8 protein-coding genes are annotated in these 12,428 nt (G+C 68.8%); 6 read left to right on the forward strand and 2 right to left on the reverse strand.

Translation table 11 applies throughout. The features are described from left to right. Positions 1 to 76 precede the first annotated feature (76 nt). The 6 genes from KOI47_RS19025 to KOI47_RS19050 all read left to right on the forward strand — a co-directional run bounded on the left by KOI47_RS19025 (position 77) and on the right by KOI47_RS19050 (position 10,339). Positions 77 to 1,759, forward strand: coding sequence for a DUF2079 domain-containing protein (locus KOI47_RS19025; protein WP_216205180.1), 1,683 nt, complete (start codon positions 77 to 79; stop codon positions 1,757 to 1,759). Between the two features lie 264 nt (positions 1,760 to 2,023). After that, on the forward strand, positions 2,024 to 4,405 hold the full coding sequence (locus tag KOI47_RS19030) for a chitinase C-terminal domain-containing protein (protein ID WP_216217397.1): 2,382 nt from the start codon (positions 2,024 to 2,026) through the stop codon (positions 4,403 to 4,405). Positions 4,406 to 4,620: 215 nt separating this feature from the next. After that, entirely contained in the window at positions 4,621 to 5,952 is a 1,332-nt protein-coding gene (locus KOI47_RS19035) for an alpha-lytic protease prodomain-containing protein (RefSeq protein ID WP_232376108.1), read from the forward strand. 325 nt (positions 5,953 to 6,277) lie between these two features. Next, a complete protein-coding gene (locus tag KOI47_RS19040) occupies positions 6,278 to 7,354 on the forward strand; it encodes a quaternary amine ABC transporter ATP-binding protein (RefSeq protein WP_232376109.1) in 1,077 nt (358 codons plus the stop codon). Then, on the forward strand, positions 7,354 to 9,342 hold the full coding sequence (locus tag KOI47_RS19045; RefSeq protein WP_216205186.1) for an ABC transporter permease subunit: 1,989 nt from the start codon (positions 7,354 to 7,356) through the stop codon (positions 9,340 to 9,342). The genes KOI47_RS19040 and KOI47_RS19045 overlap by 1 nt, the downstream gene beginning before the upstream one ends. A gap of 22 nt (positions 9,343 to 9,364) precedes the next feature. After that, positions 9,365 to 10,339 (forward strand): ABC transporter substrate-binding protein, encoded by a 975-nt coding sequence (locus tag KOI47_RS19050; RefSeq protein WP_216205187.1) that lies wholly within the window; start codon positions 9,365 to 9,367, stop codon positions 10,337 to 10,339. 156 nt (positions 10,340 to 10,495) lie between these two features. On the opposite strand, the gene KOI47_RS19055 is transcribed toward KOI47_RS19050, so the two are convergent. Next, a complete protein-coding gene (locus KOI47_RS19055) occupies positions 10,496 to 10,840 on the reverse strand; it encodes a histone-like nucleoid-structuring protein Lsr2 (RefSeq protein ID WP_216205190.1) in 345 nt (114 codons plus the stop codon). Between the two features lie 703 nt (positions 10,841 to 11,543). Beyond that, positions 11,544 to 12,410 (reverse strand): dihydropteroate synthase, encoded by an 867-nt coding sequence (folP, locus tag KOI47_RS19060; protein ID WP_408629945.1) that lies wholly within the window; start codon positions 12,408 to 12,410, stop codon positions 11,544 to 11,546. Positions 12,411 to 12,428 lie beyond the last annotated feature (18 nt).

Consider the following 12,428-nt stretch of genomic DNA (forward strand, 5'->3'; position numbering starts at 1 on the left):
CATTCCGGTGAACAGCGCCCCCGGTGTAACGATATTGTGCCGATCCCACCGAAATCGAGTCCCCGAGGTTCCCGCGATGACCGTGCTGGATCCGCCCGCCGACCCGGCGGGGCCGCGCACAACCGCGGCCGGCCGGGCGAGACGCGGCCCGGCCACGCTGCTCGGCCTGCTCGCGCTGGTGCCGTTTGCCCTGGCCACGGCCGAGGCGATCCGCGCCCCGCGGATGCACCTACTGCTCGACTACTGGCACGTGTTAGCCAAGATCACCGGCGATGACGGCTCCCTCGCGCCGGCGACGTTGGTCGGTTATCACCTCGACCAGCCATTCGTGCTGCCATCGTTATTTTTCTGGTTCGATGCCGCGATCCTCGGCGGAGACAATCGCGCGCTGGGCGCGTTCACCGTGGCGCTCGCGGGGCTGATCGTCGTGCTACTCCGGATGATGCTCCCCGGCACGCTCGATCCCGGTAAAAGATGGGCCTTGACGGCCGGATTCGCCTTCCTGATCCTGTCCTCGCACGCCGCCGAACTGTGGACACAGGCGACCAACGGCATCAGCTGGGTGCCGGCGGTGCTGTGCTCGGTGCTGGCCCTGCTGCTTGCGCAGCGGGATCGGCCATGGCCGGCCTACGCCGCCGCGGCGGCGGGCTGCCTGTCCTTCGGCGCGGCCTTTCCGGTGTGGTTCGCGCTCGCGCTCACCGCCTGGCTCACCGGCCGGGGCCGGGTGGCCGCGCTGCTGCCCGCCGGTGCCGGACTCGCCGTGCTGGCGTTCTGGTTCGCCACCAAGCCCGCCGGGCCACAGTCCCTGGCCACCTCGGCACTCGACCCGCACGGCAGGCTCTCGGTTCTGGGTGCGTCGCTGGGTGGCCTGTGGTCGGCCGAGGTCGCGGTGCTCGCGGTGATCCCGGGCGGGGCCACCGCCGCCGTACTGCTGCTGGCCGGATGGTCAGCGATCCGGGAACGGCCGGCCGGTCCGGCCGAACCGGCCGCGCGGGCCGGGGCGGCCTGGGTGGGGCTCGGCGGTTACGCCTTGCTGCTGGCCGGGATGCTGGCGCTGGGCCGCACCAGCGAGGCTCCGGTACCCGGCGGGAACGTCGGGCTGATCAGCCGGTACGTACTCGTGTCCGCGCTGGCCACCTGCGCCGCCCTCGCGCTGCTGGTGCTGCACCGCCCCCGGCTGCCGCTGCGCCAGGTGGTCGCGCTGGTACTGGCCGTCTCCTTCGTCACCTACGTCGTCGGTGGCACCAAGGCCAGCACCGTGCGGGACAGCTACGCGCCGCTGGAGGTGTCCGCGGTCGCCCTGCGAGTGGGCGCCGAGGATGCGCTGCGCGAGTTGCGGATCCAGCCCGGGGTCCGGCCCGCCGCGCGGGCCATGGGCACGTATCCCTTCACCGACGACTTTTCCCTGGGCTGCGGCGGCCGCGAGCTGGGCGACCGGATCGACCCGGCGGCCGCGGTACCGCTGCCCGGGCCGGAGTCCGCGGCCCCCGGCCGCGGGGTGGTGGACACCGCACCGGTCACCGGGGGTGTGCTGCTGTCCGGCTGGGCGATGCTGGAAGGGCGGCAACCGGACTGCGTACTGGTGGTGGACGGCACCGGCACGGTGGTCGGTGGCGGGGTCACCGGGCTGCCCCGGCCGGACGTGCCAGGGCCCGCCTCCGGCTGGCGCGCGGCCGCCGCGCCGGACGTCGCCCGCCCTGCCGTCATCCTCGCCGCCGGGCCGGCCCTCTACCGCCTCACCCCCGCCGAGACGCCCTGAACGTGGCGATCAGGACGTCAGGCGTCGCGAACGGCACGATCGGGACATCTGACGTCGCGAAAGCCACGTTCAGGGCTTCCGGAGCCTGCCTGGTGCGAGGTAGTCCACTGTGGACTTTTGCTGGCTGGCACATAAGGGCTCCCTATGGCTCTTTGCTATGGGACGAGGGCCGGGCGACGGGCCATGGTGTAGAGGACATGTGGTCCAGACCATTGGAGCACAGTGTCCAGGCAACTGACGGTCGCACATTGGGAGCCCTACATGATGCACCAGATCGACCGCCGAAGAGGTTTGCTGACCCACCGGTCGGCAAGCCTCACCGCGGCGGTACTGGCCGTGGTCACCGCCGTGGTGGCGGCCCTGCTCACCCTGGTCGGCAGCCCGCCCCGATCACACGCAGCCGAGCACGAGGAATGCCGGCCGGACGGCCTGTACAACGGGTCCGGAGTGGACGTTCCGTACTGCGAGGTCTACGACACCGACGGCAGGGAGAAGCTCGGGGCCGGGCACTCGCGAAGAGTGATCGGGTACTTCACCAGCTGGCGGACCGGCGAGAACGGCGCACCCACCTACCTGGCCAGCGACATCCCCTGGGACAAGGTCACCCACATCAACTACGCCTTCGGGCACATCGACGAGCAGAACCGGCTCTCCGCAGGGGAGGACCATCCCGGCAACCCGGCCACCGACATGGAATGGCCTGACGTCCCGGGCGCGGAGATGGACCCCTCCCTTCCGTACCAGGGGCACTTCAACCTGCTGAACAAGTACAAGAAGCAGAACCCGGACGTCAAGACACTGATCGCGGTCGGTGGCTGGGCCGAGACCGGCGGGATCCTGGAACCGGACGGCACGCGGAACCCGACCGGTGGGTTCTACAAGCTGACCGAGAGCCAGCAGTCGATCGACACCTTTGCCGACTCGGCGGTGGAGTTCATCCGCGAGTACGGCTTCGATGGGGTGGACATCGACTACGAGTACGCCACGTCCGCACAGTACGCCGGGCACCCCGAGGACTACTGGATCTCCAACCAGCGCCGGGGCGAGCTGATGGAGGGCTACGTCGCGCTGATGCGGACGCTGCGGGAGAAGCTGGACGCGGCGAGCGCCGAGGACGGCAAGTACTACGAGCTGACCGCGGCGGTCTCCGCATCCGGCTGGATCCTGCGCGGTGCGGAGACCTATCAGGTGACCGAGTACCTGGACTTCGCCAACATGATGACCTACGACCTGCACGGGTCGTGGAACCAGTTCGTCGGCCCGAACGCCGCGCTCTACGACAACGGCAACGACAACGAACTGGAGTACTGGGACGTCTACGACACCCCGGTGTACGACGGCATCGGCCACCTCAACGGGGACTGGGCGTACCACTACTTCCGCGGTGCCATGCAGGCCGGCCGGATCAACCTGGGCGTACCCTTCTACACCCGCGGCTGGCAGGACGTCTCCGGCGGCACCAACGGGTTGTGGGGCGAGGCTCCGCTGCCCGACCAGGACCAGTGCCCACCGGGAACCGGCGGCAACGTCGGCTCCGAGGTCCCTTGCGGGAACGGCGCGGTCGGTATCGACAACCTGTGGCACGACGAGACGGCCGCGGGTGACGAGGTCCCCTCCGGAGCGAACCCGATGTGGCATGCCAAGAACCTCGAGGAAGGCATCACCCCGGACTACCTCGAGGACTACGGGCTGGACCCGAACGAGGAGAAGAACCAGATCACCGGCGACTACGTCCGGCACTACGACAGCACGCTGACCGCACCCTGGCTGTGGAACGAGCAGAAGAAGGTCTTCCTGTCCACGGAGGACGAGGAGTCCCTTGCGGCCAAGGCACGGTACGTCGCGGACAAGGGCCTCGGCGGCGTGATGATCTGGGAGCTGGCCGGGGACTACGCCTTCGACCAGGACGCGAACGGCGGCAAGGGCCAGTACTTCATGGGCACCACCTTGCTGGACACGCTCAACGCCGAGCTGAGCGGGGCGGCGCCGTACGGCAACACCAAGGCGAACGAGCCGATGCCGGAGGAGGTGCTGGACGTCGACGTGGAGTTCACCGACTTCGCGCTCGGCGACAACAACTACCCGATCAACCCGACCATGACGATCACGAACAACTCGGATCAGACCATTCCCGGTGGCGCCACGATCGAGTTCGACTACGGCACCAGCGCCCCCGGCAGCATGATCGACCAGTCCGGAATGGGACTGTCGGTCACCGAACGGGGACACTCCGGTCCGAACGTGGGCGGGTTGGACGGCGATTTCCAGCATGTCTCGCTGCGGGTACCGAACTGGCAGTCCGTCCCGGCAGGCGGCGAACTGTCCCTGAAGGTCCGCTACTACCTGCCGATCGCGACGCCGGGCAACTTCACCTTGACCTTCGGCGGGCAGTCCTACGCGATCACCGCGGACTACCCGCGCGGGTCCGGCGGCGGCACGCCACCGACCAGCACACCGACCACCCCCACCTCGACCACCCAGCCGCCGGCCTGCACGGAGCCACCGTGGTCGGCAAGCACGGTCTACAACGGCGGCGAGACCGTGTCGCACGACGGCCGCCTGTGGCGCGCCAAGTGGTGGACCCAGGGCGAGGAGCCCGGCACCACCGGCCAATGGGGCGTCTGGACCGACCTCGGCCCCTGCTGACAACTGCTGTGAGTGGCCCGTTCCCTGCATTTTCGCAGGGAACGGGCCACTCACAGCAGTCGGCGTGACGGGTATCAGGCGGGTTGATGGGGGCTGTGTATGCCACTGACTGGCGGTGTCGCTTGCTCCGTAATTGGTCTATACCTTGTCGCGCCGGTGGTATTCCCTGCACACCTGGAGTGAGATCACTGATGCACCGAAGAATGATCAATCGCGTGACCGGAGCGTGCTTCGCGGCAGCGCTCGCGGTCACCACCCTTTCCATGACACAGGCGGCGGCCGAACCGGCCGCGACCGCCGGGACCGAGGCCGACGCGGTCACCGCCGCGCCGGGGATGCTCGCCGCGATGCAACGCGACCTCGGTCTCACCGCTGAACAGGCACGCACCCGGATCGTCAAGGAGAACCGGGCCAGCGCGCTGGAGCCGGTGCTCGAGCAGCGGCTCGGCGCCAGCTACGCCGGGGCGTGGATCAGCGAGAACGCCGACCACCTCGTGGTCGCCACCACCGACCCGGCCGAGGTCGACCGGGTGCGGTCCGCGGGCGCCGAGGCCAGGGTGGTGGCCCGCACCGAGGGCCAGCTGAACCAGGTCAAGGCCAAGCTGGACCGGATCGCACCGCCGAGCTCGGTGCCGGGCTGGTACGTGGATCCGAAGGGCAACGAGCTCGTCGTGCTGTTCCATCCGTCCACGGCGGACGCGGCACAGTCGTTCGTCCAGGCGGCCGGGGTGGACCCGAGCTGGGTCCGGCTGGTCGAGTCGCCCGAGACACCGCGCCCGCTGTACGACGTCCGCGGCGGCGACGCCTACTACATGGGCAGCGGCGGCCGGTGCTCGGTCGGCTTCTCGGTGGAAGGCGGGTTCGTCACCGCGGGCCACTGCGGCAGCGTCGGCACCAGCACCAGCGGGCACAACCGGGCCGCGCAGGGCACCTTCCGCGGCTCGCTGTTCCCCGGCAGCGGCGACTACGCCTGGGTCGAGGTCAACTCGAACTGGACGCCCACCAACGTGGTGAACGGCTACTCCAACGGCAACGTCACCGTCGCGGGCTCCCAGGAGTCCTCGGTCGGCTCGTCGATCTGCCGGTCCGGCTCCACTACCGGCTGGCACTGCGGCACGGTGCAGGCCAAGAACCAGAGCGTCAGCTACCCGCAGGGCACGGTCACCGGGATGACCAGGACCACCGTGTGCGCGGAGCCCGGCGACTCCGGCGGCGCGTACCTCACCGGCCAGCAGGCGCAGGGCGTCACCTCCGGCGGTAGCGGCAACTGCAGCTCCGGCGGGACGACCTTCTTCCAGCCGGTCAACGAGATCCTGAGCGCCTACGGGCTGACTCTGGTGACCGACGGTGGCGGTGGCGACCCGCCGCCTCCGCCGCCCCCCGGTGACTGCGGCGACCTCTCGCCGTGGAACGCCAGCACCGGCTACGCGCCCGGCGACATGGTGTCGCACAACGGGCATCAGTGGGAGTCCACCTGGTACTCCACCGGTGCCGAGCCGGGCGCCCCGGGTTCCTGGGCGGTCTGGCGAGACGCGGGAGCCTGCTGAGAAGCCGATTTGCGCAAATTCCCCGTGGGGGCCACCGAGTATGGTGGCCCCCACCTTTTTGTTCGGTGAGCGGGTGACGAGCCACCCGGTAAAGCATTACCGACGGCGACGTCCGCGGCCCGACTTCCGGCTCTGACCAGCGCTTCGACGGCAAACCCGGCCGCAGGCGAATCGCCGGACCATGGGGACGGCCGGAACCCGGAATAGTGGGCAAAATTACGCTGGAACCCCCCGTCGCGGCGCGCCGATCTTCCGCGCATAAGATTCTTCGTCGGCACCCAACCGATTCGCCGTTATCGAACGGCAGATCCAGAGAAGGTGAACTTTGGCCGTCCCTGTCCAGCAACCCAGCACCGACGACGACCCCGCAGCCGCACCCGTCATCTCGGCACGCGGCCTGTGGAAGGTGTTCGGCCCCAGAGCCGCCGAGGTGCCCCGCTCCGCCGAGCTGCGGGAGCTGAGCCGGCCGGAGCTGATGGAGCGGACCGGCTGCACCGCGGCCGTGCGGGAGGTCGACTTCGACGTCTCGCCCGGCGAGGTGTTCGTCGTGATGGGACTGTCCGGTTCGGGCAAGTCGACCCTCGTCCGCTGCCTCACCCGGCTGATCGAGCCCACTGCGGGCGAGCTCTCCTTCGAAGGCGAGGATCTGCTGGCCGCGGACGCCAAGCAGCTGCGTACCTTGCGGCGCAACAAGTTCTCCATGGTGTTCCAGCACTTCGGACTGTTGCCGCATCGCAGCGTCGTCGAAAATGTCGGTTTTGGACTGGAGGTACGCGGCGTCGGCAAGGCGGAGCGGCTGCGGCGCGCGAACGAGGTCATCGAGCTGGTCGGCCTGGACAGCTACCGCAACTCCTACCCCGACCAGCTCTCCGGCGGTATGCAGCAGCGCGTCGGACTGGCCAGGGCGCTGGCCGGTGAGCCGGACGTGCTGTTCTTCGACGAGCCGTTCTCCGCGCTGGACCCGCTGATCCGGCGGGAGATGCAGAACGAGGTCATCCACCTGCACCGCACCGTCGGCAAGACCATGGTGTTCATCACCCATGACCTTTCCGAGGCGCTCAAGCTCGGCGACCGGATCCTGATCATGCGGGACGGCCAGATGGTCCAGCTCGGCACCGGCGACGAGCTGGTCGGCGCGCCCGCGGACGACTACGTCCGCGACTTCGTCCGGGACGTCCCGCGCGCGGACGTGCTCACCCTCAAGTGGATCATGCGCGAGCCGCGGCCGGGCGACGAGCTGGACGGCCCCGAACTCGGGCCGGACACCCTCGCCAGGGAGGCGACCCGCAGCGTGCTCACCGCTGGCAAGCCGGTGAAAGTCGTGCGGGACGGCGAACTGCTCGGGATCGTCAGCGACGAGGAGATCCTGACCCTCGTCGTCGGCCGGGGGGACGAGGAGTGATGGCGGTACTGGACGCCGCGAGGAGCACCGTCGGCGCCGCCGCGCGGCACCCTCGCCGCGGGCTGGTCGTGCTGGGCATCCTGGCCTGCTGGCTGCTGCTGTGGCTGTTCCTGCGCGGCACGCACACCCTGGCGCTCGGGCCGGCCCAGCTCACCTCGCTGCACGAGTGGCTGAATGAGGTCCGCGACGCGATCGGCGCCAACCGCAACAGCAACCCGATCTTCCTCTACTTCTTCAACGAGATCCGGCTGGTCATCGACGAGTTCGTCACCTTCATCCAGTCGCTGTTCGCCCGGCCGGCCTACGGCTCGCCGATCCCGGTGCTCGGCTGGCTCGGCGTGGTCGCCGTGGCGGGCTACGTCTCCTATGCGGTGGCCAACCTGCGGGTCGCCCTGCTGGCCATGGGCGGCCTGGCCTTCCTCGGGTTGCAGGGGCTGTGGCAGGAGAGCATGGACACCCTGGCGCTGACCACGGCCGCGGTGCTGATCGCCCTGCTGTTCGGGATCCCGCTCGGCATGGCGGCGGGGCTCTCCGACCGGTTCCACCGGCTCATCACGCCGGTGCTGGACTTCATGCAGACGATGCCGCCGTTCGTCTACCTCGCGCCGCTGACGCTGTTCTTCCTGATCGGCCCGGCCTCGGCGACCATCGCCACGCTGATCTACGCCGCTCCCCCGACGATCCGGCTCACCGCGCATGGCGTGCGGTCGGTGCCACGGCCGATGGTCGAGGCCAGCGAGTCACTCGGCGCAACCAGGCGGCAGACCCTGACCAAGGTGCTGCTGCCTGCCGCCAAGCGCACCATCGTGCTCGGCATCAACCAGACGATCATGGCGGCGCTGGCGATGGTCACGGTCGCCGCACTGATCGACGCCCCCGGGCTGGGCAAGACCGTGGTGAGCGCACTGGGCACGCTCGAGGTCGGCCAGGCGTTCAACGGCGGGCTGGCCATCGTGGTGCTGGCGATCGTGCTGGACCGGGTCACCACCGCGGCCAGCGGACGGGCCGAGCGGGCCCGGCTGGCCACCCGCGGGCTTGCCGCCAGGCTGCGACCCGCGGCTCTGCTCGGCGGCGGGATCGCCGCCGCGGTCGCGGTGTGGTTCTCCCGCACCTATGTCTGGGCCGCGGAGTTCCCGGACGAGGTGAGCATCGGCGACGACATCGCGTTGGCCGTGGCGAACGCCACCGACTGGGTGAAGGAGAACCTGGTCACCGTCACGAACGGGATCAAGAACGGGGTGACCGAGGCCCTGATCAACCCGCTGCAGGCGCTGCTGGTGCAATCCCCATGGTGGCTGGTCGCCGGCGTGGTGCTGGCCATCGCGATCGTGCTCGGCAACCTGCGCGCGGTGCTAGTGTCCATTGTCTGCATCGCGCTGCTGATCGGCTCCGGGCTGTGGCAGAACAGCATGATCACCCTGGCGGCCACCCTGGTCGCCACCACGATCGTGGTGCTGCTCGGCCTGGTGGTCGGGGTCTGGATGGGCCGCAGCGGCAGGGCCGACCGGATCATCCGGCCGCTACTGGACGCCGGGCAGACCATGCCGCCGTTCGTCTACCTCGTGCCCTTCCTCGCGCTGTTCGCGGCCTCCCGGTTCACCGCCATCGCGGCCGCCGTGGTGTACGCGGCCCCGGTGACCATCAAGATCGTCGCGGACGGGATCCGCGGGGTGCCCGCGACCACCGTCGAGGCTGCCACGGCCACCGGCGCGAGCACCTGGCAGACCATCACCAAGGTGCAGTTGCCGATGGCGCGCAGGGCGCTGACCCTGGCCACCAACCAGGGCCTGATCTATGTGCTGTCCATGGTGGTCGTCGGCGGCCTTGTCGGCGCGGGCGCGCTCGGCTTCGACGTGGTCGCCGGCTTCTCCCAGGGCCAGCTGTTCGGCAAGGGCCTCGCGGCGGGCGTCGCGATCGTGCTGCTCGGCGTCATGCTCGATCGCATCTCGCAGGCCGCCGCGAACCGGTCCGGCCGGATCACGACCTGAAACAAGGTAAGGAGGTTCCCTCGTGGGACAGAACAGGACCGCCACCACCAGGCTGGCGCTCGGCACCGGGATCGCGCTGGTCGCGGCGCTGGGCCTGGCAGGCTGCGGCGGGGCGAAGGTCGGCGAGTCCGGTGGCGATTCCGCCTCCGGGGAGTGCGGCACGTTCAACCTGGCCATCAACCCGTGGGTCGGGTACAAGGCGAACGCCGCGGTGATCGCGCATGTCGCGGAGACCGAGCTGGGCTGCACGGTGAACAAGAAGGATCTCAAGGAGGAGATCGCCTGGCAGGGCTTCGGCAGCGGCGAGGTCGACGCCATCGTGGAGAACTGGGGGCACGCCGACCTCAAGAAGAAGTACATCGAGGAGCAGCAGACCGCCGTCGAGGCGGGCTCCACCGGGGTCGACGGTGAGATCGGCTGGTACGTGCCGCCGTGGATGGTGGAGAAGTACCCGGACATCACCGACTGGAAGAACCTGAACAAGTACTCCGACCTGTTCCAGACCTCCGAGTCGGGGGACAAGGGCCAGCTGCTCGACGGCGACCCCTCGTTCGTCACCAACGACGAGGCGCTGGTGCGCAACCTGGACCTGGACTACAAGGTGGTCTACGGCGGCAGCGAGACCGCGCTGATCCAGGGGTTCCGGCAGGCTCAGGAGCAGAAGAAGCCATTCCTCGGCTATTTCTACTCGCCGCACTGGCTGTTCCAGGACATCAAGCTGGCCAAGGTGCAGCTGCCGCCGCATACCGAGGGCTGCGACGCCGATGAGCAGAAGGTGGCCTGCGGTTATCCGGAATACGACCTGGACAAGATCGTGAGCAAGAAGTTCGCCGACGCGGGCGGGCCGGCATACCAGCTGGTGCAGAACTTCAAGTGGACCAACGAGGACCAGAACGTGGTCGCCGGTTACATCGCCAAGGACAAGATGTCGCCGGAGGCCGCCGCCAAGAAGTGGGTGGAGGAGAACCAGGACAAGGTCGAGGCGTGGCTGCCATGAGCGCCGGGTAAAGCAGGAGCGCTGAGCTCGACCAGCTGACGGTACGGAAGTCGGCCGCCATTCCTACTGGCGGCCGACTTTCCGTTTACCCGATTTGCCTCCGGACCTGCGCAAGCCCGGCCCGGAATCTTGTCCACGCACCGCGGCCCGCGGCGGTTACTTCTTGCCGTGGTAGGCCTCGACCACCTCGGCGGGGATACGACCACGGTCGGAGATCTCGTAACCCTGATCCCGCGCCCAGGCACGAATCGCCTGATTCTGCTCACGGTCGGCACTCGCCGGCCGGGCCCCATTGCGCGCACCGCGCTTCGCGGTGCGCTTGCGGCCACCCGCCCGGCGGGCGTGCTCCACGTACTGGGCCAGAACGTCCCGCAACTCTTCCGCGTTCTCCTCGGAAAGGTCGATCTGGTAGGTGACGCCGTCCAGGCCGAACTCGACGGTCTCCTGCGCTTCGGAACCGTCGATGTCGTCAACCAACGAGACCAGGACCTGCTGTGCCATCTTTCTCCTCTTTCACTGAGCACTCGTCCAACGGTGACATGTCATAACAGCTGAGCCACATGCCCCATCGTGGCAGACCGGGAACCCACAGATGTCGCTCATTCACCCGGCTACCGCCAATCGCCAGTAGATTTCTACCACCCGATCTCGGCAATCATACCCGGAAGGCCACCTTCATGTTGACACCGTATACCCGAGCGTCGTCGTTCGAGCAAGGGATCCGGTCTCCGCATGATAGACACCGGACCGCGCACATACCCAGCCGAATTCGAGTTCCATTCGGCTTACACCCTTCCACTAGTGCCGAGATCTGTCGGAACCGAGGTTCGGCATCCGGGCAGCATCTACCCGTACGATGTACGGCACCAATGTTCTCGATACTGGCACGATGTGCGACGGAACACTTCGGACAGCATCGCGCACACCATCGAGGGAAACCGGGAAGCCGGTAGAACGCTCGTTTGGTTCCGCTGAGCCGGCCTCAGTGCCTTTTCCTAAACTCGCGGACGCGGTCGGCTCGGCCGGGCTCGGACACCGTCACGATCGTCACCATCGCAGGTCATGCGCCCGGTCTCGCCGCCGCGGGCTCCTCGCCGCTGAGCGCAGCGGCGCGAAGCGCCTCGGTTCGGGTGGCGGTGGGAGACGGGCGGGCGAGTTCTTCCACTCACCCTGAGCAGTGAAAGTCCAGTTCGGGAACGCGCTCTCAGGCAAGACCGCGCAGGATGGCCGATGGCGGGCGGGTTCCCCGGATGCTGGCCACCATTTCCAGTACGCGACGGGTCTGCCGAACCTGGTGCGCGCGAAACACCGCGGCCCCGCTCACGGCCGCGACGGCGGTGGCGGCCAGGGTTCCGTCCAGTCTGCCCGCCATGTCGACGCCGATCGTCTCGCCGACGAAATCCTTGTTCGACAGTGCCATCAGCACCGGCCACCCGGTGTCCACCAGCCGATCCAGCTGGCGCAGCAGTTCCAAGCCGTGCCAGGTGTTCTTGCCGAAGTCGTGGGTGGGATCGATCAGGATCCCGGCCCGAGGCACGCCCTGCGCCACTGCACGCTCCGCCTGCTCGGTCACCTCGTCCACCACCGCGGCCACGACATCGGGATAACGGACCCGGTGCGGCCTGCTGCGCGGCGTCAGCCCGCCGGTGTGCGAGCACACGTAACCCGCGCCGAACTCGGCGGCCACCCCGACCAGCTCGGGGTCGTGCCCTGCCCAGGTGTCGTTGATGAGGTCGGCTCCGGCGTGGCAGGCCTGCCTGCCGACCGAGTGCCGCCAGGTGTCCACGCTGATCACCACCTCGGGGAACCGGCGCCGGGCCCAGGCGACGGTCGGCACGACCCGCCGGACCTCCTCGTCCACGTCCACCTCGGGACCGGGACCCGCCTTCACACCACCGATGTCGATGATGTCCGCCCCGTCCGCGACGGCCTGCTCAATGGCGTCCCTGGCCCGCTCGTCGGTGAAGGTGGCTCCCCGGTCGTAGAACGAGTCCGGGGTGCGGTTGATGATGGCCATCACCAGCGCCCGGTCGGTAGCCACACGCTTGCCACGGAACACCAGCTCCGGCACGGCGGGCGGCACCCAGTC

Origin of the sequence: Amycolatopsis aidingensis (assembly GCF_018885265.1) — a bacterium.
Lineage (GTDB): Bacteria > Actinomycetota > Actinomycetes > Mycobacteriales > Pseudonocardiaceae > Amycolatopsis > Amycolatopsis aidingensis.

Coding starts and splice junctions, on each gene's coding strand:
- KOI47_RS19030 (WP_216217397.1), top strand. CDS start 2,024: ATGCACCAGATCGACCGCCGAAGAGGTTTGCTGACCCACCGGTCGGCA.
- KOI47_RS19045 (WP_216205186.1), top strand. CDS start 7,354: ATGGCGGTACTGGACGCCGCGAGGAGCACCGTCGGCGCCGCCGCGCGG.
- KOI47_RS19055 (WP_216205190.1), bottom strand. CDS start 10,840: ATGGCACAGCAGGTCCTGGTCTCGTTGGTTGACGACATCGACGGTTCC.
- KOI47_RS19025 (WP_216205180.1), top strand. CDS start 77: ATGACCGTGCTGGATCCGCCCGCCGACCCGGCGGGGCCGCGCACAACC.